Here is a 21181-nt window from a genome sequence, read left to right as displayed (position 1 = left end):
AATTCTTAAAGCTCGTAATTGTCGCTCGTGCCACGCATGGCCGACTCCACCATCTTGCGGTTCAGCGTCGGCGCCAGCAGCTCGATGAAGGTATAGATATAGCTGCGCAGATAGGCGCCCTGCTTCACCGCCACCCGCGACACGTTCATGCCGAACAGCTGGCCGACCGGGATCGCGCGCAGGTTGCGGTCGCGTTCCGGGTCGAAGGCCATGCCGGCGATGATGCCGATGCCCATCCCCAGTTCCACATAGGTCTTGATGACGTCGGCGTCGATCGCTTCCAGCAGCACGTCCGGCTTCAGGTGGCGCAGCTCGAAGGCGTGGTCGATCTTGCTGCGGCCGGCAAAGGCGGCATCGTACGTAATCAGCGGGTAGCCTGCAATCTCTTCCAGCGAAATTGCCTTGGAGCGCGTCAGCGGATGCTCGTGCGGCACCACTACCACGTGTTCCCACTGGTAGCACGGCAGCGTAATCAGGCCGTCGACGGCGGCGATCGACTCGGTCGCGATGGCCAGGTCGGCCTGGTCGTTCTTGACCATCTCGGCGATCTGGCGCGGATTGCCCTGCAGCAGCGACAGCCGCACTTTCGGGAAACGCTGCATGAAGGCCTGCACCACCTTCGGCAGCATGTAGCGCGCCTGGGTGTGGGTGGTGGCGATCGTGAAGCTGCCGCTGTCCTGGGCCGCGTATTCCTTGCCGATGCGCTTGAGGCTGTCGATCTCCTGCATGATCAGCTCGACCGACTGCAACACCAGGCGGCCGGGCTCGGTCAGGCCGCGGATACGCTTGCCGTGACGGGTAAAGATGTCGACCCCGAGCTCTTCTTCCAGCTCGATGATGGCCTTGGAGACGCCCGGCTGGGAGGTGAACAAGGCCTTGGCGGCGTCGGTCAAATTGAAATTCTGGCGGACCGCCTCACGTACGAACCTCAGTTGATGTAAATTCATTGCCTTTTCTAATCGTCAATACCTATCCCGCATTTTACAAGCTTGCTTATACCTCAGGCTCATATAAGCAAATAAAATCTCAGTCGTTTGGAATAAAGCTCCATTTTATTAATATTCCGTTAGTTTGGGTCAGGACTGGCCCACTGCATCCACAGGATCTTGACCATGTACCGTTACGACCAATACGACCACCTCATCGTGCGCGAACGCATCGCGCAGTACCGCGACCAGGTACAGCGCCGTCTCAATGATGAGCTGACCGAAGAAGAATTCCTGCCGCTGCGCCTGCAGAACGGCCTGTACATGCAGCGCCATGCCTACATGCTGCGCATCGCCGTGCCCTACGGCCTGCTGTCGACCGCGCAGATGCGCATGTTCGCCCACATCGCGCGCAAATATGACCGCGGCTACGGCCACTTCACGACGCGCCAGAACATCCAGTTCAACTGGATCGAACTGGAACAGACGCCGGACATCCTGGCCGACCTGGCGTCGGTCGAGATGCACGCGATCCAGACCTCGGGCAATTGCATCCGCAACACTACCACCGACCAGTTTGCCGGCGTCGCCGCCGACGAGATCATCGATCCGCGTCCGTTCGCCGAAATCCTGCGCCAGTGGAGCACCTTCCACCCTGAATTCATCGCCCTGCCGCGCAAGTTCAAGATCGCCGTCAACGGCGCCGTGGAAGACCGCGCCGCGATCGCGATCCACGACATCGGCCTGACCGCCGTGCGCAACGAAGCGGGCGAAGTCGGCTTCAAGTTCATGGCCGGCGGCGGCATGGGCCGTACCCCGATCCTGGGCAGCGTGATCAACGAATTCGTGGCCTGGCCGCACCTGCTGACCTACACCGAAGCGATCATGCGCGTGTATAACCAGTTCGGCCGCCGCGACAACAAGTACAAGGCGCGCATCAAGATCCTGGTCAAGGCGCTGGGCGTCGAGGAATTCACGCGCCTGGTCGAGGCCGAGTTCGCCGACCTGAAGGACGGCCCGGAAACGCTGACCGCCGAGGAACTCGAGCGCGTGGCGGTCTGGTTCAATCCGAAGCCGTACAAGACCCTGGCGGCGATCGACCCGCAAGCCGCCAATGGGCAAAATGCGGCGGATAACAAGGCCTTTGCCAACTGGCTGCAGCGCAACGTCAAGCCGCACAAGGTGCCGGGCTACGCCTCGGTCGTGCTGTCGCTGAAGAAAACCGGCGTGCCGCCGGGCGACGCCACCGCCGAACAGATGGACTTCGTGGCCGAACTCGGCGACAAGTACAGCTTCGGCGAACTGCGCGTGACCCACGAGCAGAACCTGGTGCTGGCCGACGTCGAGCAATCGAAACTGTTCGAAGTGTGGCAACTGGCGAAATCGAAGGGCCTGGCGACGCCGAACATCGGCCTGCTGACCGACATCATCGCCTGCCCGGGCGGCGATTTCTGCTCGCTGGCGAATGCGAAGTCGATCCCGATCGCGGCGGCCATTGCCGAGCGCTTCGACAACCTCGACTTCCAGCACGACATCGGCGACATCGAACTGAACATCTCGGGCTGCATCAACGCCTGCGGCCACCACCACGTCGGCCACATCGGCATCCTGGGCGTGGACAAGGACGGTTCCGAGTGGTACCAGGTGTCGCTCGGCGGCGCCCAGGGCAACAATGCCGCGATCGGCAAGATCATCGGCCCGTCGTTCTCGGCGCCGCAGATGCCGGAAGTCGTCGGCCGCCTGCTGGATGTGTATGTGCGCAACCGCGTCGAAGGCGAACGCTTCGTCGACGTCGCCCAGCGCCTGGGCATCGCGCCGTTCAAGGAATATGTGTATGCCACGCCGATCCCGGCGGGCGAACTGGCTGGAGAAGACCACTATGCTTAATCACCACCCACAGATCATCAAGGGTCGCGACGTGGTCAACGACGACTGGAGCGTGCTGAAGCTCGACGAGGGCCAGACGCCCGAGAGCGTCGAGGTCCCGCAAGGCAAGATCATCGTGCCGGTGCCGGTCTGGCTGGCCCAGCGCGCGCAGCTGAGCGGGCGTGGCGAGATCGGCATCTGGTTCGCCTCGGATGAGCTGGCGGACGCGGTCAAGGACGACCTGGCGCAATTCGCCGTGGTCGCCGTCGACTTCCCGAAGTTCACCGATGGCCGCGGCTATTCGATCGCCTACAACCTGCGCAAGCGCCTGGGCTACACCGGCGAACTGCGCGCGATCGGCGACGTGCTGCGCGACCAGCTGTTCCAGATGTACCGCTGCGGCTTCGACGCCTACGCCACGCGCCAGGACCGCAACATCCATGACGCGCTGAAGGGCCTGAGCGTCTTCTCGGAAACCTACCAGGCGTCCGTCGACCAGCCGGTGCCGCTGTTCCGCCGCCAGGCGCGCGGCGTGCCGCCCGAGCATGTCGATACCGGCGCCGGCATTTAAAAGTCTTTAGGAAATCAAATGAGTGACCTGCACGCGCGGGTGGAAGAAACCCGCGGCATCCTGGAGCGCATTGCGCGCGATTTTTCGCCTGCCGTGTTCGCTTCCAGCCTGGCGGCCGAAGACATGGTCCTGACCGACATGATCTTGCGCGCCGGGCTTCCGATCACCATCTTCACGCTGGAGACCGGACGCCTGCACAAGGAAACCCTGGACGTGCTCGAGAAGGTGCGCGCCCAGTATGGCCATGAAATCAAGCAGTACAAGCCGCAGCCGGAAGCGGTCGAGCGCTACGTGACGCAGAACGGCCTGAACGCCTTCTACGACAGTGTCGAGATGCGCAAGGAATGCTGCCGCATCCGCAAGGTCGAGCCCCTGGGGCGCGCTCTTGCAGGCAACAAGGCCTGGGTGACCGGCCAGCGCCGCTCGCAGTCGACCACCCGTTCCGAACTGGCGGTGCAGGAAGACGACGCCGCGCACGGCATGCAGAAGTTCAATCCGCTGGCCGACTGGAGCGAGGCGGACGTGTGGGAGTACATCCGTGCCAATACGGTGCCCTACAACGCCCTGCACGACCGCGGCTACCCGTCGATCGGCTGCGAACCCTGCACCCGCGCGATCCAGCCGGGCGAGGACGTACGCGCCGGCCGCTGGTGGTGGGAAAGCGCCGACTCCAAGGAGTGCGGCCTGCACCTGGTAGACGGCAAACTCATTCGTATCAAATCCGTGGCCGCCTGATTTTTCGGCCACAGCAATGACAGGTACGCATTAAAAGGTTAATTATGACGACTTTCAGCGACACCCCCGGCGCCCTCGGTGACGTCAACGCACGCCACCTCGATGCCTTGGAATCCGAGGCGATCCACATCCTGCGCGAAGTGGCCGCCGAGTGCTCGAACCCCGCCCTGCTGTTCTCGGGCGGCAAGGACTCCGTGGTGCTGCTGCGCCTGGCGGAAAAAGCCTTCCGCCCGGGTAAGTTCCCCTTCCCGCTGGTCCACATCGACACCGGCCACAACTTCGACGAAGTGATCGCCTTCCGCAACGCCCGCGTAGCGGAGCTGGGCGAGCGCCTGATCGTCGGCTCGGTCGAGGACTCGATCAAGAAGGGCACCGTGCGCCTGCGCAATCCGCAGACCGATTCGCGCAACGCGGCCCAGGCCGTGACGCTGCTGGAAACCATCGCCGAGCACGGCTTCGACGCCTGCATCGGCGGCGCCCGCCGCGACGAGGAAAAAGCGCGCGCCAAGGAACGCATCTTCTCGTTCCGCGATGAATTCGGCCAATGGGACCCGAAGGCCCAGCGCCCCGAGCTGTGGGATCTGTACAACACCCGCGTCCACCCGGGCGAGAACATGCGCGTGTTCCCGATCTCGAACTGGACCGAGCTCGACGTCTGGCAATACATCGCCCGCGAAAAGCTGGCCCTGCCGCCGATCTATTTCGCGCACGAGCGCCAGGTGATTCCGCGCAACGGCCTGCTGGTGCCGCTGACCCCGCTGACCCCGCCGCGCGAAGGCGAAACGGTCGAGACGCAGACGGTCCGCTTCCGCACCGTCGGCGACATCTCCTGCACCTGCCCGGTGTCCTCGGATGCGGCGACGGTCGACGCGATCATCGCCGAGACCGCGATCACCCAGGTGACCGAACGCGGCGCCACCCGGATGGACGACCAGACCTCGGAAGCGTCGATGGAAAAACGCAAGAAGCAAGGATATTTCTGATGAATGCCCCGACCGAACAATTGAATCACCAAGCCGATGCGAGCGGCCAGGCCAGCCTGCTGCGCTTCATCACCGCCGGCTCCGTCGACGATGGCAAGAGTACCCTGATCGGGCGCCTCCTGTTCGACAGCAAGGGCATCTTCGCGGACCAGCTGGCCGCCGTGTCGCGCTCGAAGCACAAGCGCACCGTGGGCGACACCATCGACCTGTCGCTGCTGACCGACGGCCTGGAGGCCGAACGCGAGCAAGGCATCACGATCGACGTGGCCTACCGCTACTTCGCGACGCCGAAGCGCAAGTTCATCATCGCCGACACGCCCGGCCACGAGCAGTACACCCGCAACATGGTGACCGGCGCCTCGACCGCCGACGCCGTGATCATCCTGGTCGACGTGTCGAAGGTGAAGCTCGGTGACGACGGCTCCGTGGAGCTGCTGACCCAGACCAAGCGCCACTCGACCATCGCCAAGCTGCTGCAGATCGAGCACGTGATCGTCGCCGTCAACAAGATGGACCTGGTGAACTACGACCAGACCGTGTATGACCGCATCGTCGGCGCCTACACCGCGTTTGCGCAAAGCCTCGGCCTGAAGGACATCACCCCGATCCCGCTGTCGGCGCTGGCCGGCGACAACGTGGTCGACAAGAGCGACAACATGGCCTGGTACGACGGCCCGACCCTGATCGAGCTGCTGGAAGGCCTGAGCGTCTACGACGAGGCGCACGCCGCGCCGTTCCGCTTCCCGGTGCAGCTGGTGGCGCGCCACAACGGCCACGAAGCCAACGACTTCCGCGGCTACATGGGCCGCGTGGAGTCGGGCAAGATCGCGGTCGGCGACAAGATCGTGGTGCAGCCGTCCGGCCATGAAGCGACCATCAAGGAAATCACCACCTTCGACGGCCCGCTGCAACAGGCGGTGGCCGGCCAGTCCGTCACCCTGCTGCTGAACGAATACGTCGACATCTCGCGCGGCGACGTGCTGGCCAATGCCGAACAGCCGGCCACCCTGCTCAAGCAGGTGACCGCCGACGTGTGCTGGATGGCCGACGAGCCGCTCGACCTGCGCCGCAAGTACTGGATCAAGCATGGTACGCGCCAGACCATGGCCAAGGTGAAGTCGATCGACGACATCCTGGACGTGAACACCCAGCAGCGCCACGCTGCCGACGGTCTCAAACTGAACGACATCGCGCGCATCCAGATCGTGGTGCAGCAGCCGCTGGCCGCCGACGCCTATGCCGACATCCGCGCCACCGGTGCCTTCATCCTGATCGATGAAGTTACCCACCAGACCGTCGCAGCCGGTATGATTCGGATTGCTGAATAATCTGAAAGGCGGATAGCGCAGTGCTGGGGAAAGTGTATTTGATCGGAGCCGGACCCGGCGCTGCTGACCTGATCACCGTTCGCGGGGCGCGCCTGCTGGCGCAGGCCGAGGTCGTGCTGTACGACGCCCTCGTCACCCCCGAGATGCTGGACCTGTGCCGGCAGGCCGACCTGATCTCGGTCGGCAAGCGATCCGGCCAGCGCTCCGCCGCGCAGGCCGACATCAACCGCCAGCTGGTCGAGGCCGCGCAGCGCTACCGCACCGTGGTGCGCCTGAAAGGCGGCGACCCGATGCTGTTCGGGCGTGCCGACGAGGAGCTGCGTGCGCTGGAAGCTGAAGGCATCGAGGTCGAGATCGTCCCCGGCATCACCACCGCGGTGGCCGCCGCCGCCGCCACCAAGCAGCCGCTCACCAAGCGCGGCGTGGCGCGCAGCGTCGCCTTCTTCACCTCCAGCACCGCGCCCGACCAGCCGGACCACCCGGCCCTCCCCGAGACCGACACCCTGGTGCAATACATGGGCGGCCGCGAAGCCGCGGCCACGGCGGAACGCCTGCTGGCGGAAGGCCGCCGCGCCGACCTGCCGGTGGTGGTGGTGGAAAACTGCAGCCGCGCCGACGAACGCATCCTGCGCCTGACGCTGGCCACGCTGGCGCACGGGCTGGAGATGTCGCACGGGCCGATGCTGGTGATGATCGGCGAGGCGCTGCAGCGGCGTGAGCATCAGGCGCCGGATGCATCGCATGCGCCGGGTGCTTGAGCCCAGATTCAATTAGCAGATTTATTTTCGTTAGCCATAAAACGTCGCCCCTGCGCAGGCAGGGGCGACGGTTTTTAAGCCAGCAATCTAACCGGCACCCTCGCGCCGCAACCGGTCGTGCTCGTCCAGCTCCTGCTGCAAACGCAACGCCGCCGCCCCCGTATCCAGTGCGATCCCGTTCAGCCGCGCCAGTGCCGCCGCCAGCCGCGTGCCGGTGCAGCCGCCGCATTCCCGCATGTGCCAGATCGCCAGGTCGCGCCGCATGGTGCCGACCTCGTCGCGCAAGCCGGTCAGCATGCGGCGCAGGCTGCCGTCGGCATCGGAGGCGATGCGCAGCAGCGGCCCATCGAGGGCACCGCTGCCCATGTTGCGCGACATGGCGTCGATGCGCGCACGCATGCGCAGCAGGCGCAGGGCCATGCGGTCGAGGCGGCGCGCGCACAGGATCTCGACCAGCGGGCGCGGCAGCGCTTTACGGAAGGCGGCAAGCAGTTGCGCAAGAGGTGTGGGCATGGGTCGCGGGCAGAGATTCGGGGCGTAAGGGGCCACCGGCGAGTGTCGGCGGGGATGCCGACTCTGTCCATGCCGCGAACGGGATGAGGGCCATGACGCGGCGCAAAGAGTGCGCCGACAGCGTGCTCAACCCGCCCAGTGGACGTAATCGATCCCGTTCTGGATACTGCCCACCACCTGCGCCTGGTTTTCCGCGCTCTCGCTGAAATTCACCAGCACCTCCACTGGCGACACGACCTGCAGCGACGACATCCAGAAATCGAAGCCCGCTCCTTCCGCCGGCCGGTGCAGCACGTTCTGGTACAGCGCGTCCACGAATTGCGCGTCGCTGAGGTTGGCGCCGTACAGGTCCTTGAATTCATGGCTGCCGACGAAGTCGCGCGCCGCGTCCTTCAAGGGTGCGCCGCGGTCGAGTATGTCGATCCAGAAGCCGAGGCCGACCTTGTCCGGGGTGCGGTCGAAGGCGGCCTGGTACAGGCGGTAGGCCTGGCCGGCGGTGCCGTCGATGTCGAGCGCGACCATGCAGTCGCCGAACTGCAGGCGCTCGATGCTCTGCAACGTCGCGTGGCCGCCCTGGGCGTCGGTCACCGAGAAGCCGCTGCCGTCGTGCACCACCGTGTAGCCGGCGCGCGCGCCGCTGTAGACGGCGGTGTCGAGGCCGGCGCCGCCATCCAGTGCGTGTATCCCCACCGAAACGCCCAGCACGTTATTGCCGGTGTCGCCGACGATGGCCGGCGGCGCCGCTGCCGTCAACGCCGCCGACGACTGCGCTGTACTGAGGTGGGCCGCACCGCCATCCGCAACCTGCCCCTGCAGCACGCGCATCTCGACGCCGACGCTGCCGTCGGCCGCGGTGTCGACCCAGGCGCTCACGAAACCGCCGCCCGCCAGCGCGCTGACGTCGGCCCCCGCCTGGTCGCCGGCGCGGTGCTGGCTGACCGCGAACTCGTGCGGGTCGAGGGCGCTGCCGTCGGCACCGAAGCGGCGCCCGAAGATGCCGTTGCCGGCATCGTCGCTGCCCTGCCAGGTGACCACGAAGCCGCCGTCCGACAGCGCGGCCGCCGCGGCGTCGTAGCGGCCGCCGCCGGAGTCGACGTTGGCCTGGGTCAGCTCGCCCAGCGCATGGCCGGCGCCGTCGAAGCGCTGGAAATAGATGTCGCTGATCGAGAAGCCGTGCGGGTCGTTCATGTAGCTGTCCCAGGCCACCACGAAGCCGCCGCCGGCCAGCGCCGTCACGTGCGGCAGCGGGGCCGCGGTGGTGATGCTGGCCGCGTAGCCGTCGCCGCTAACCACGAAGGGCGTGCCGCCGTTGATCGACGCATACACGTTGCCGTCGTTGATCTCGCCCCAGGCCAGCACGTAGCCGCCTTCCTTCAGGGCCACGAGGTCCGGGCTGTAGGCCGAGCCCAGCGCGCCGGCGTCGTGCACCGCGCCGATGGCGCTGCCGTCGGCGGCGGCCTGCTGCACGTGCACCGTGCCGCCGCTGCGCCAGGCCACCGCGAACGAGCCGTCCGCCAGCGTCGCCATCGCCGGCATCGCCGCGTCGCCGGCCGCGCCGCCATCCACCACATGCTCGGCGCCGGCGCTACCGCCCGCTTCCACCACGCGGTAGGCGATCTTGTTGGCGCCGCCGTCGTTCAGCGTATAGGCCACCACGAAACGGCCGCCCGCCAGCGCACTCACCGCCGGCTGGCCCTCGGCGGCACCGCCATTCGGGGTCAGAGCAAAATTGGGCCCGTGCGCATTGCCGGCGGCATCGCGGATCTGCGCCCACAGGGCGGCGTCCGGCCCTTGCCAGACCGTGACGAAGCCGCCGGTGGACAACGTCGCCACCGACGGGGTAGCGCTCGCGGCATCGCTACCGGCACCCAACCTGGCTTCGTTGGCGAAGCCGGCCAGGTCGCGCGTGCTGCCGTCTTCGACCGTGTAGGTGAGCGTGCGCGTCACGCCGGTGTTGGGCAGCGGGTTGCCGCCCGCGTCGACCTGGTAGCGGTCATAGTAATGGAGGGTGGCCGAGGCTGCGCCGCCGCTGGCCGGCAACAGCGCCGCATTGGCGATCACCAGCCGGCCGCTGGTATCGACCGCGCGGTCGTAGGCGACCGCGAACAGGCCCGGCTGCGACTGGCTGTCGATCACCCAGCGGCCGCCGGTGAGCGCGCCGGTGTCGACCGGGAGCAGCACGTCGGCCACGTCGCCGGCCTGCATGGTCGTGAACAGGATGTCGTAGCTGCCGGTCAGGCCGACCGGCTGGTTGTCGACCACCACCGTGTTTTCGACCGTGGCGATACTGCCGTCGGCCAGGCGGTAATGCACGTTGAAGCTGTCCGGCGTGACCGAGTCGCCGGGCTGGCGGTCCTGGAAGCGCCAGAGGGTCGCACCGAGGGCGCCGCTGGCGGCAATGTAGGCGCCCTGCCCGTCGACCGGCAGTGCATAGTTGCTCCAGGTCTTGCCGGCATCCAGGCTGTACTGCAGGTCGCCGCGCGAGGCAGCCTGGCCGAGGCTGCCGGAAGCGTCGAAGGCGACGGCGACGGCGGCGACGGGCGACGCGCCGGTCGGTGTGGCCCCGGCATAGTTCCAGGTAGTGCTGGCGTAGCCCGGGCGGACATTGATGAGGGTGGCGGGGGTGGTCATGGCGTGTGTTACTCAAGCACAGGATAGATGAGCAACATAATTCCCCAATGCAAATCTAAATGCAATGATGAAATTATTTTCGTGCCTGCGCTTACGCCAAAAACCAACGTTCGATTACTCCGGTGCCAACGGAGTTAACGAAAAAGATTAACTCCACTGCAACACAGATAATGAACCGGATTCCGATCAGGTCGAGCGATTCAGGGCAGCGCCGCGGCGCAATACGCGGCCATCGCGGCCAGCACGTCCGGGTTTTCGCCCACCGCCGGCACGGTCGAGAAGCGCACTTCCGGATAGGTGGCGCGCAAGCCGTCCATCAGCTGCGGCAGGTCGCGCAGCAGGTGGCCGCCCTGCCCCAGGAACACCGGCACCACGGTGATGTCGGGCACGCCGTCCGCGACCAGCGCCGCCACCTCGTCCGGCAAGGTGGGCGTCATCAGCTCCAGGAAGGCCAGCGTGACCTTGCAGTCGGGGCGCTGCTGCGCCGTCAGTTCGCGCAGGCGCTGGAACGGGACAGCCCAGGAGGCGGCGCGGGCGCCGTGGGCAAATAGTACGAGTGCAGATGTCATCAATGTCTCTCCACCCAGCGCAGGCCGACGAGCGCCAGCGCCAGGAACAACAGGCTCGGTGCCACCGCCGTCAGGAATGCCGGCCACGTGGACAGGATGCCGATGTGCGAGAACAGCGAATTAATCAACAGGAAGCTCACGCCGATCATGATGCCGACGAAAATCTTGAGGCTGACGCCACCGCTGCGCGACTGCAGGTAGCCGAAGGGCAGCGCCAGCGCCATCAGGACGAAGATCGACAGCGGATCGACCAGCTTTTTCCAGAACGCGATCTTGAAGCGCTCGGTCTCCTGGCGGTTTTCGGCCAGGTGGCGCGTGTACACTGCCAGTTCATTGGCCGACATGCGCTCGGGGTCGGAACGCGACACCGACAGGATCTTGGGCGTGATCTCGGAGGCCAGGTCGAGCGTCGCCAGCTTGCGCGTCTCGACCCGGGCCGTGTCCTGGCCGAAGCGCGACTGGATCGACTCGCCGCTGGCCGCCGCGGAACCCGGCACCGGCAGCGTGCGGCTGTTGGTGAACTGGGTTTCGGTGACGTCCTGCAGGCGCCAGATGCCGTTGCCGCTGAAGGTGGCGTTGGCCGCCGTGATCAGCGCGCGCATGCGCATGCTGCCGTCGAATTCGTACAGGCGCACGTCGACCAGCTGGCCGTCCGGACGGATCTGGCGCGCGTTGAAGAAGCGCGAGCCGGTGACCGGGCCGCGCGCGCCGTCGGCATGGACGGTGTCCTTGGTCCACATGCCGGAGCGGAATTCGGACGACACGGTGGCGCCCTTGGCCGACAGGCGGATGCGCTCGGCCAGCGGCGCGGTGCGCGGCGTGATCACTTCACCGAAGATGAAGGTGATGACCACGAACACCAGGCCGATCTTGAACAGCATGGTGGCCGCCATCCGGGTCGACATCGACGAGGCGCGCATGATGGTGAATTCCGAGCTCTGCGCGAACTGCGCCATCGTGTAGATGGTGCCGAGCATGGCCGCCACCGGCATCACGCGGTACATGTTGCCGGGCACCTGCATCAGCACGTACAGCAGCGCATGCTGCATCATGTAGCCGCCCTTGCCGACGTCGGGCAATTCCTGGGTCAGGTCCATGAAGGCGATCAGCGCCAGCAGGGCGATCAGCACGAAGGCCACCGCCTGGCTGATATTCACCAGAAAATAGCGTTGCAGGATCTTCATTGGGCGCCTCCCTTGGCGGAAGCGCTTTGCAGCAGGCGCCGGCGGCGCAAGGCATTCAGCACCACCATCGGATGCAGGCGGTGGTTGACGTTCATGCGCCAGGCGAACAGGACGAGCGCCGCCAGCACCACCATCAGGTGCAGCGGCCACCAGCCCATGCCGAAGGCCAGCCTGCCCTGCTCGACGGCCTTCTCGGCCGCCTTGGTCAGGTTCAGGTAGGTAAAGAAGATCAGCAGCGCCAGGATCAGGTTGGTCGAGGCGCCGGCACGCGGGTTGACGAAGCCGAGCGGGATCGCAAGCAGCATCAACACCACGCACATGATGGGCGCGGTCATGCGGTACTGGAGTTCGGCACGGGTGTAGGGGTTGGGCGGCAATGCCAGCAGCGCCGGCGTGGACAGGCCGCCGACCTTGACGTCGCCCAGCACCGGCACCTGGGTCGCCACGCGCATGCGGTAGCGCTCGAATTCCATCGACTGGAAGTCGGCCCGGCCCGGCGTGCCCGAATAGCGGCGGCCGTTCTTGAGCACCAGGTACTGGCCGCCCTTGCCGTCCGGCTCGATCACGCCTTCCTTGGCGACCACGGTGGTGGTCAAGCCCTTTTCGACCGTGTTGACGAAGACGTTCTGGACCACCGGCGAGGTACGCCCGCCGGTGCTCTCGACGAAGAACACGCGGTTGGCACCGGCCGATTCGCGGAACTGGCCGGGGGCGACGCGCTGCAGGTCTTCGCGCTTTTCGAAGCGCTGGCTGAATTCGCTGCTCTTGAGCTGGGCCCAGGGGATCACGACGAAGGACAGGGCCGCCACCACGGCCACGATCGGCAAGCCGAAGGTGAGCACCGGCGCGATCCAGCGCGCGAGCGACTGGCCGGAGGCGAACCAGACCACCATTTCGGAATCGCGGTAGCTGCGGGTGATGACCACAAGGACGGAAATAAAGCTGGTGAGAATCAGGATGGTTGGCTGATAATTCACCACCGCCAGGCCGATCAGGGCCAGCACGTCGCCCGAATCGACCTTGCCGCCCGCGGCCCGGCCCAGGATGGTGATCAGGGTCCAGGTGACAAGGATCGAAAACAGGACCGTGAAGGTCGCGCCGGCCACGCTGGCCAATTCACGCTGTAGGGCGCGTCGGAAAATCATTCGATGGTTATAATTGCAGGTTAATTTGGAACTGAGCAGTAACTGAGCAGTGCAGTGTCCGTCGCAAGCACGGCCGAAAATACGAAACGGAGAATCAAATGGACTTTAGCATAAAAGCATTCGACACCAAAAACACGCTGGGCGCGGCCAAGTCGGGCTGCATCGCCGTGGCGGTATTCGAGAACAAGAAACTGTCGGAGGCAGCGAAGGCCCTCGATCTGAACGGCGCCATCTCGGCCGCCGTCAAGTCGGGCGATATCTCCGGCAAGCCCGGTTCGACCCTGCTGCTGCGCGGCGTGGCCGGCATGGCGGCAAGCCGCGTGCTGCTGGTGGGCGTCGGTGCCGACGAGGCGATCAGCGAGAAGAGCTTCGGCAGCGCCGTCACCGCGATGCTGAAAGCCTTCACCTCGCTGGGCGCACAAGATGCCATTATCGCATTCCCGTTCGAGAATGTGAAAGGCCGCGACCTGAACTGGGCGGTGCGCAGCATCGTCGTCGCCGCCAACGAATCCGAATTCCGCAGCGACGCGCAAAAGAGCAAGAAAGACCCGGCCATCACCGGCGTGCGCAAGCTGGCGCTGGCGGTGCCTGCCGCCACCCCGCAGCTGAAGGCCGTGCTGGCACAGTCGATCGCGATCGCCAACGGTATGAACCTGACCAAGGAGCTGGGCAACCTGTCGCCGAACGTCTGCACCCCGACCTACCTGGCCAACACCGCGCGCAAGCTGGCCGAGGACTACGGCTTCGACGTCGAGGTCCTGGACCGCAAGCAGCTCGAAGCGCTGAAGATGGGCAGCTTCCTGTCCGTGACCCGCGGCAGCGACGAGCCGCCGAAGTTCATCGTCCTCAAGCACATGGGCGGCAAGCCGAAGGACGCGCCGACCGTCCTGGTGGGCAAAGGCATCACCTTCGACACCGGCGGCATCTCGCTGAAGCCGGGTCCGGGCATGGATGAAATGAAGTACGACATGTGCGGCGCCGGCTCGGTACTGGGCACCTTCCGCGCGATCGGCGAGATGAACATCAAGCTGAACGTGATCGGCATCGTGGCCGCCTGCGAGAACATGCCGTCGGGCCGCGCCACCAAGCCGGGCGACATCGTCACCGCGATGAACGGCACCACCATCGAGATCCTGAATACCGACGCCGAAGGCCGCCTGGTGCTGGCCGACGCCCTGACCTACGCCGAGCGCTTCAAGCCGGCCGCCGTGGTCGACATCGCGACGCTGACCGGCGCCTGCATCGTCGCCCTGGGCCACCACAACTCGGGCCTGTTCACCCGCCATGACGACATCCACAACGCGCTGGCCGACGAGCTGATGGACGCCGGCGCCCAGACCGGGGACACCGCCTGGCGCCTGCCGATCGGCGAGAACTACAACGAGCAGCTGAAGTCGAACTTCGCGGACCTGGCCAACATCGGCAGCCCGGGCGGCGCCTCCTGCACCGCGGCGGCCTTCCTGGAAAACTTCACCCGCAACTACACCTGGGCCCACCTGGACATCGCCGGCACCGCCTGGAAGAGCGGCGCCGCCAAAGGCGCGACCGGCCGTCCGGTGCCGCTGCTGACGACCTTCCTGCTGAACCGCGTGTAACTACTGCGCGTTAAGCGTGGGGATGGACGCTGCACCGCAGGTCCGTTGCCCCAAAAACCGTCGCCCCTGCGCAGGCAGGGACCCAAGTTATGAGCGTTTCGACGGCTCGTGCAACTTGGGCCCCTGCCTTCGCAGGGGCGACGTTTATGGGAACGCTAAAAGACGACGTTACCCGGCGCCGGCGCCGCATCCGGATCGCCCGGCCGTCCGCCGGCTGCCCGCATCAGGATCGTCAGCGTCGACGGATACGCCACCCCTTCCCCCGCCTGGCGGTTGATGTAACCGTCCATCCCGGCCGTGATCACGACGTTGCCGATCAACTTGTCGGTATCGAACAGCGAGGCGTTATGCGATGCCGCCTGCTCGCGCGCTCTGCCGACGCCCTCGCGCGCGCAATCGATGGTCAAGGGATCGCGGGCACGTTCGACGGTGACGCGGCCCGGCGCCACCACGAACCAGCGCCCCGCGCTGTTGGACAGCACGCAGCCGACGCCGACGACTTCGCGGTGGCCGAGGATGGTATGGACTTCGAGCTGCTGCAAGGGCGCATCGGCGCTCGCCACCACGCAGCCGGCCGTGGCGGCCGCCAGCGCCAGTGCGCACGCAATGCGGAAATGGAAAATGGACATGGTTCGACCCGGGACGAATACCTGCCAGTTTACGGCAGGTTCGGGCTGAACATGAGGAATTGCAGAAGGCGATTCAAGCCGTAATGGCGGCAAAACGCGGCATGCGCACACCGTCCACCTCGACCTGTTCGAAGAAGGCAGCACTTGGACGTACCCAGGTCCTGCCGTCTTCACCGCGGTAGACGATGACGGGTGTGAGGTCCGCCTCGAGCGTGGCCTCGCTGACCAGCTCGTACACGCCACCCTTGTAGTGGCGATAGCGGTTTGGCCCCGTCATCCGCCTCAGACCTTTTCTTCGGCCTGGGCGCGCGCTTTTTTCTTGAGGTTCTGGATAACCTTGACGATGCCTTCGACACCGGCGTTGTCGTCGAGCTCGCTGAAGGCGTCGAGCACCTCGTTGAGCACGCGATTGCGCACGGCGGCTTCGTCGGCCAGCATCTTCTGCGGCTGGGCTTCGGCCTGTGCAGGCTTCTGCGCAGCCTCGGCGGCCTTCTGGCCATGGGCCAGGGCGGCCTGCCAGATCAACCAGCGGCGCTGGGTTTCATACACCAGATACTCTTCCGGCTTATCCTCACGGCGCCGGACGATGTGGCCATCGCGTTGGGCCCATGCTTCAAATGCTTGGCGCATTACTGTCCTTTATTAAAGCTCTGTGCAAATCCATGCCTGCTGGATCCGCGATCGTTACACACTTGCCTCGGCCGGTCGGCACCCGGTCATGGCAGCAATTTCAAAGCAATAAATTGCTTGTTAATACTTGGCTACGAAGAAATATAACAATACCATACTGTTAGTTGATGTACTGCAATTTTTTCTTCCAAGGAGGAGACAGTACGTAAGCACCTCTTCTCTTGCCGCGATTGTTACATCTTGACACATTTCGGCCCAGCCTGCTAGATGGTCTATAATCTTTATTTACCGAACAATGATTTTACGATATTTGTGTTGCACTCAGCGCAAATAAACCCAATTGTGCTGCAACATGTTGAAAGCTAGCAACCATTGCAGGTTTCGATTCAAACATTGATACTGCGCAAACTTACGCTGGACAGTCTGGTGTGAAATAACAGGTTTATCAATATGAAGATCGCAACTTGCTATATCGATTCGTGTGTTTTCGATATTCGGTGACAGTCATCAATGGCTTGGTTTCATAGATAAAAGCCCTGGAAGGTGTGTCATCGTTGTTCATGAATAGTGGCCGAAGCGCAAGAGTTTCGGGTAGCCAAACGGGTAGCTAGCCAATAGAATGGCTACCCATGACCAGACAACTCCATACACTTACGGACCTCCAGCTACGGCGGTGGATTAAGGAAGCCGAGCCAGTAGCGAAGTCTGACGGCAACGGACTGACCTTCACACTTTCAAAAGCTGGTACGGCATCCTGGACGCTGCGCTACTACGTTGGAACCAAACGGCGGGAGCTTACCCTTGGCAACTACCCGGACATATCGCTGTCTGACGCACGCAAACTAGCCGCTCAACATCGGGCAGATGTAGACCAAGGCAAAGACCCAGCCAAAGAAAAGGCTGTACGGAAGAAGGAAGCCGCCACGCCAAAATGGACGGTTGCGATGCTGGCAGAGGATTATCGTGCTAAGCGCCTAGTGCCGGAGGCTTTCGCCCCCGTCACTCTGTACGCCCGCAATCTCGATCTGAAGAACGTGATCATTCGTCGGCTTGGCCGTCATCTTGTCGGTGAAGTTACCGGCAAGGATATTGTGCAGATGCTCAGGGACGCTGGCGAAACCTGGACGATGTCCAAACGGGTGCTTACGACCGCATCCAACATGTTCAAGCACGGCATCGGCCTGCACATTATCGACATCAACCCATGTGCCGGTGTTGATCTGGTATCGCTGTTCGGCCCCCGCCCTTCTATTAAGAAGCGGGTTATGTTATCCGCCGACGATCTGCGTACGCTCTTCAAAGAGATTGGCACGCTTGGTGAACTGAACAGCTTGGCGTTACGAATCCAGTTGGCTACCTGTGTCCGAACGAACGAACTGACGCAAGCACGATGGAAAGATGTAGACCTCACGGCAGGAACGTGGTTTGTCCATGATGAACAGACAAAAACCCGTGCTGGCTTCCATGTTCCTCTTGCTGCCGCTGTTATAGAGTGGTTCAAGGAACTGAAGACACTGGCGGGAGACTCTGAGTATATATTACCGGCAAGGATAGCCAACAAGAAGTCCCGGCCGACCATTGACCCTCGGACGCTTTGGGCTGCACTTGATCGAGCATACGAAACCAAGCGACTGACAGTGACCAAGTTCACGCCCCATGACACTCGATCCACGGCAAAGGGGCACATGCTCAACCTGGGTATTGCCGAGCACGTCACAGAACTAGCTCTGAATCACGCCCAGCGGGGATTGAGCGGTATTTACGATGTAAGAAAGGAAATCCCAGAAAAGCGGGATGCCTTGAACCGATGGGCGAACTTCCTAGTTAGCCTCATGCCTGAATCGACCACTTAAGGACAGTCGTATACAAGCGGCGTCATCTGCGGCCCTCCAGTTCAACGCCCTTCAGGCTGGCCCAGCTTGGTAAGCAAACCTACGCGTTCCTTCTTCATTTTCGTGCTGGAATTCGACATCGAACCACCATGAAAATCCGATTGCTTTCGCCGTAATAGCAATTTCGCCACTTCTACATCGATTAACACCAATTATCCGCTACGTCAAGCGTAAAATGCGCAAAATTTGACAGAAAGCAACACGTCGTGTACAATTACGGACATGAGTGATAGTTACACCCAATCACTCCCTCGCCTTGCCTCTGGTCCAGCTCGGACCATTTCCGACCACGAAAAATTAACCTGAAGAAAGGAACGGCACACCTATGTCCGCTCGATCCGCAATCCCTCGCTTCGGTGCTCCGTACTGCACCCAAGCGTATTACGACGCTGTAGATGGCATTCTCGCTGTCCTGCGTCCGTACAGCACGCTACGCACTATCGCAGCTTACCTGACAGCACAGAACCTAAAAACCCCGGCTGGGTTGGACTGGAATAGACGCCGCGTGGCAAGTTACATCCGTAACCGCAAACTCGACACCAACACTACTAACTAAAGGAATCACATCATGGCAACAAAGCAGACAACACCAGCAGTAGAAACACCAGCAGCGCCAGTAGAAGCACCAGCAATTCCATTCTCGATCCGAGTAGGTGCAACAGTTAATGCTGCTTTTCAGGAGGCTGTAATTCATGCACGTAACGGCTATACGTTTTCGGATGGCCCTATTGAAGTTACACCTACTGGATGGGCATGGTTCACGATGATTCGTGGCGAACCGAAAGAATATTACGTTCAAGCTGCCAAGGAATCGGTGAAACGTAGTGCGGATGAAGAAGCAGCCCGTTACAAACGCGATATCGAAGCAGCCGCTAAGCGCATGCTAGAAGAGCAGCAACGGGCGAAGCTGGAACAGGAAGTAGCCGACGCTACCAAAGCGCTTGAAAAGCAAATCGCAGCATTGAAACAAGCCGCAGCCGCAGAGCTGGCAAAGCTGAACTGAAGTAAATCCCCAGCCTCCCCTGGTGGAGCGCTTCCCGCCAATTAATCACTATCCAGTGATTTATTCTGGCACCGTAACAAACAATCCGCATAACGCAGTTCGATCAATTTTCGCCCGCTAATTGGGGTGCGGGATTAGTTCGTCCTGCGCTTTGCATAAATGAATAAAGGAAAAGAAAATGTTCGTAGAATTGAAACCCCTCCCTGGCACATCCCGTCAACGCGTAATTACTGACGACGGGGAGGAATTGCAACGCCAGTTCATCTATCTTGATGGTGCGAAGTGGGACATGCTCCGAGTGCTGGCCAGCCTGAAGGGCGTCAGTGGATCGAAAATCATCGATAAATTGATTGATCGAGAATTTAAATCGCTTCGCACAAAGCGTCAATAACGGAATGACGTATTAGAACAGTTTTTATCATCGCTTGAATATTGCATAAGTCATTGATTTAAAAGGGTTTAATTAATTCAAAAGAATTGCATTCTCCGGGCTGTCAGGTAAGACTTATAGTAACGCTAACAAATCAATAGTAATACTCCAGAAGAGTCAATGAACAATTCTGGATGTAATGAATAACTCCCCTCCCTCCCTTCCCCCTCTCCGGGAAGGGAAAGGAATAACAATTGAAAGACATTGTATGCCACGTAATAAAATGAACAGTGCCATCCTTGATGCAAATGGAGGATTGGACAGTGCAAGAGCACAAAGCACAGCAAGAAACATAATGCTCAACCACGATTTGAAACAGCCGGTACTTTATCATTTGGTATTCACTGGCTCCCAGTCGATTGCAGACTACCAAGCCGTTATCAAGAGCTTGGTAAGGCGAATCAGAAACCACGGATGCAGGCTGGAATACTTCGGTGCGTACGAAAACGACGAAGAAAAAGGAATGCATGCTCACTGCTTCCTGTTGATCGAAACGAGCAAGAAAACACCATTCAAGCTTCTGAATGTCAACGATGGTGAATACCTGCACAAGCTGGCAGGCAGGCATAGTCTGAACCGAATCCACATTAGCAAGCCGAAGAATCGGATTCATGAAGGGCAATTCTTCGCAAGACCAACAAAAGGCGAGAAGCTGGAGGATTGTCTACAGTGGATCGACTACGTTTATAAAGTGAGGTCCAAGGATGGCATTTGTTCGCGTGAGAAGTATTTCTATTCGGAATTCAATGCAAATACGGTCAAACGAGCCACAAAGAAGGCGATAGCCCCTGATACCCCTGTCGCTGCTCTCCCAGCAGCGCAAGAAGAAGCAATTTCAACAAACGAAGGAGACGAAATGTCCGACCAATTGAAAGCAGCAGCGTTCAAGTACATGAGCGGCCTATACAAGCATTGTGTAGGCGCCGGAATGAACGTAAAGGAGATTCAAACGCACCTAGCTAGCAAGGGCGTCAACCGTTCGTTGTTTCAGGTGAAGCAGGAATTAACCCACGAATTCGGCTTCCCTGGATACATAGAAGCCCATCCAGCGCCACCAAGAATCAATCTGGCTGAAATCGATAAAGAAATTAGCAGGCAGTATGCCCTGCATTTATGCCCATCTCTGGCCCGTCGCAAACAAACCGAAAGGACACACGCAACATGAAAGATTCATTGAAACGCACGCTGAAGCAGAAAGCAGCGCAGCCAGTAGCACCAAAGCAGACCACTCCAGCAGCCCAGCCAGCCACGAAGGTTCAGGATAGCTGGGAGTGGGCGAAGCCGGATGTAAAAGCGTCTGTGACGCCTGTATCGACTCCCAAGCCAGCCGCAGCAATGAAGCCACAGCCTACGGCATCAACGAAGGCCAACCCGGCTACAGTCCTTGCCGAGCTATCCCGCCTCGGCAAGAAGTGATCCTGTCGCGGCTCAGTCCTGGCTGTTGTCAGCTACACGCGGCTTCTTCAGGCTGGAGATTTTGTACTTCTTGAATACGTCATCAATCGTCGTATGTCGGTCTGGCGGGAATAGCTCCCCATCCTCCTTATACTTTTTCGGGTTCGCATGCTCTGCAACACGCCGCACCAGATCGAAGCTTTCTATCTCATCCGATGGATGATCGAAATGCACGGTGCGTAAAGCTGCATCACCCTCGACAGTGTACGAGACTTGAAATTTCGGCATAACAGACTCCGCTAGTTAGCAGGGGTGCTCATCATACCAAGAATTCAATTCCGATTGTAAATACTGGCTAGCGCTGCGGCTTTGCATGGCCCCCCAGTATAACTCAGTAG

General features: G+C 61.9%; 22 protein-coding genes. 12 read left to right on the top strand and 10 right to left on the bottom strand.

Annotated features, from left to right (window positions below; translation table 11 throughout):
* Positions 1-5: 5 nt before the first annotated feature.
* Entirely contained in the window at positions 6-947 is a 942-nt protein-coding gene (locus U1H99_RS23080) for a CysB family HTH-type transcriptional regulator (RefSeq protein ID WP_323144045.1), read from the bottom strand.
* A 165-nt stretch (positions 948-1112) separates the two neighbouring features.
* Between U1H99_RS23080 and U1H99_RS23075 the strand changes: the two genes are divergently transcribed.
* The 6 genes from U1H99_RS23075 to cobA are packed head-to-tail and all read left to right on the top strand — an operon-like array spanning position 1113 to position 7167.
* Positions 1113-2813, top strand: a complete 1701-nt coding sequence (locus tag U1H99_RS23075; RefSeq protein ID WP_323144044.1) for a nitrite/sulfite reductase — start codon at positions 1113-1115, stop codon at positions 2811-2813.
* On the top strand, positions 2806-3363 hold the full coding sequence (locus tag U1H99_RS23070) for a DUF934 domain-containing protein (RefSeq protein WP_323144043.1): 558 nt from the start codon (positions 2806-2808) through the stop codon (positions 3361-3363). Before U1H99_RS23075 ends, U1H99_RS23070 begins: the two co-directional genes overlap by 8 nt.
* 18 nt (positions 3364-3381) lie before the next feature.
* Positions 3382-4098: a phosphoadenylyl-sulfate reductase gene (locus U1H99_RS23065; protein WP_323144042.1), complete on the top strand. Its 717-nt coding sequence runs from the start codon at positions 3382-3384 to the stop codon at positions 4096-4098.
* Positions 4099-4142: 44 nt separating this feature from the next.
* A complete protein-coding gene (cysD, locus tag U1H99_RS23060) occupies positions 4143-5081 on the top strand; it encodes a sulfate adenylyltransferase subunit CysD (protein ID WP_323144041.1) in 939 nt (312 codons plus the stop codon).
* On the top strand, positions 5081-6409 hold the full coding sequence (locus U1H99_RS23055; RefSeq protein ID WP_323144040.1) for a sulfate adenylyltransferase subunit 1: 1329 nt from the start codon (positions 5081-5083) through the stop codon (positions 6407-6409). Before cysD ends, U1H99_RS23055 begins: the two co-directional genes overlap by 1 nt.
* A 20-nt stretch (positions 6410-6429) precedes the next feature.
* On the top strand, positions 6430-7167 hold the full coding sequence (gene cobA / locus U1H99_RS23050; protein WP_323144039.1) for a uroporphyrinogen-III C-methyltransferase: 738 nt from the start codon (positions 6430-6432) through the stop codon (positions 7165-7167).
* Positions 7168-7254: 87 nt separating this feature from the next.
* Here cobA and U1H99_RS23045 read toward each other — a convergent pair whose 3' ends face one another.
* From U1H99_RS23045 to lptF, 5 genes are all read right to left on the bottom strand, one after another.
* Complete coding sequence (locus U1H99_RS23045) at positions 7255-7680, bottom strand: hypothetical protein (protein ID WP_323144038.1); 426 nt, start codon at positions 7678-7680, stop codon at positions 7255-7257.
* Between the two features lie 126 nt (positions 7681-7806).
* On the bottom strand, positions 7807-10311 hold the full coding sequence (locus U1H99_RS23040; protein WP_323144037.1) for a DUF4214 domain-containing protein: 2505 nt from the start codon (positions 10309-10311) through the stop codon (positions 7807-7809).
* 200 nt (positions 10312-10511) lie between these two features.
* Positions 10512-10880, bottom strand: coding sequence for a sirohydrochlorin chelatase (locus U1H99_RS23035; protein ID WP_323144036.1), 369 nt, complete (start codon positions 10878-10880; stop codon positions 10512-10514).
* On the bottom strand, positions 10880-12064 hold the full coding sequence (lptG, locus tag U1H99_RS23030) for an LPS export ABC transporter permease LptG (protein WP_323144035.1): 1185 nt from the start codon (positions 12062-12064) through the stop codon (positions 10880-10882). The genes U1H99_RS23035 and lptG overlap by 1 nt, the downstream gene beginning before the upstream one ends.
* Entirely contained in the window at positions 12061-13209 is a 1149-nt protein-coding gene (lptF, locus tag U1H99_RS23025) for an LPS export ABC transporter permease LptF (protein WP_323144034.1), read from the bottom strand. Before lptF ends, lptG begins: the two co-directional genes overlap by 4 nt.
* Before the next feature lie 98 nt (positions 13210-13307).
* Here lptF and U1H99_RS23020 point away from each other — a divergent pair, with 98 nt between their 5' ends.
* On the top strand, positions 13308-14804 hold the full coding sequence (locus U1H99_RS23020) for a leucyl aminopeptidase (protein WP_323144033.1): 1497 nt from the start codon (positions 13308-13310) through the stop codon (positions 14802-14804).
* A 155-nt stretch (positions 14805-14959) separates the two neighbouring features.
* Here U1H99_RS23020 and U1H99_RS23015 read toward each other — a convergent pair whose 3' ends face one another.
* From U1H99_RS23015 to U1H99_RS23005, 3 genes are all read right to left on the bottom strand, one after another.
* Positions 14960-15433, bottom strand: coding sequence for a hypothetical protein (locus U1H99_RS23015; RefSeq protein WP_323144032.1), 474 nt, complete (start codon positions 15431-15433; stop codon positions 14960-14962).
* A 73-nt stretch (positions 15434-15506) separates the two neighbouring features.
* Entirely contained in the window at positions 15507-15710 is a 204-nt protein-coding gene (locus tag U1H99_RS23010; protein WP_323144031.1) for a DUF1653 domain-containing protein, read from the bottom strand.
* A 5-nt stretch (positions 15711-15715) separates the two neighbouring features.
* Entirely contained in the window at positions 15716-16063 is a 348-nt protein-coding gene (locus U1H99_RS23005) for a phiTE_015 family protein (RefSeq protein WP_141828679.1), read from the bottom strand.
* 629 nt (positions 16064-16692) lie between these two features.
* On the opposite strand from U1H99_RS23005, the gene U1H99_RS23000 reads away from it, so the two are divergent.
* The 5 genes from U1H99_RS23000 to U1H99_RS22980 all read left to right on the top strand — a co-directional run bounded on the left by U1H99_RS23000 (position 16693) and on the right by U1H99_RS22980 (position 20804).
* Positions 16693-17916 (top strand): tyrosine-type recombinase/integrase, encoded by a 1224-nt coding sequence (locus U1H99_RS23000; RefSeq protein ID WP_323144030.1) that lies wholly within the window; start codon positions 16693-16695, stop codon positions 17914-17916.
* 607 nt (positions 17917-18523) lie between these two features.
* A complete protein-coding gene (locus U1H99_RS22995) occupies positions 18524-18958 on the top strand; it encodes a thiamine pyrophosphate-dependent enzyme (protein ID WP_323144029.1) in 435 nt (144 codons plus the stop codon).
* Positions 18959-19136: 178 nt separating this feature from the next.
* Positions 19137-19349 (top strand): hypothetical protein, encoded by a 213-nt coding sequence (locus U1H99_RS22990; protein ID WP_323144028.1) that lies wholly within the window; start codon positions 19137-19139, stop codon positions 19347-19349.
* A 247-nt stretch (positions 19350-19596) separates the two neighbouring features.
* Positions 19597-20553 (top strand): hypothetical protein, encoded by a 957-nt coding sequence (locus U1H99_RS22985; RefSeq protein WP_323144027.1) that lies wholly within the window; start codon positions 19597-19599, stop codon positions 20551-20553.
* Complete coding sequence (locus U1H99_RS22980; RefSeq protein ID WP_323144026.1) at positions 20550-20804, top strand: hypothetical protein; 255 nt, start codon at positions 20550-20552, stop codon at positions 20802-20804. The genes U1H99_RS22985 and U1H99_RS22980 overlap by 4 nt, the downstream gene beginning before the upstream one ends.
* A gap of 12 nt (positions 20805-20816) precedes the next feature.
* On the opposite strand, the gene U1H99_RS22975 is transcribed toward U1H99_RS22980, so the two are convergent.
* Positions 20817-21071, bottom strand: a complete 255-nt coding sequence (locus tag U1H99_RS22975) for a hypothetical protein (protein WP_323144025.1) — start codon at positions 21069-21071, stop codon at positions 20817-20819.
* Between the last annotated feature and the right edge of the window lie 110 nt (positions 21072-21181).

Source organism: Massilia phyllosphaerae (assembly GCF_034659755.1).
In the GTDB taxonomy this organism is placed as follows: domain Bacteria; phylum Pseudomonadota; class Gammaproteobacteria; order Burkholderiales; family Burkholderiaceae_D; genus Telluria; species Telluria phyllosphaerae.
Note: the sequence above shows the minus strand (reverse complement) of the source record. Positions and strands in the feature narration are given on the sequence as shown.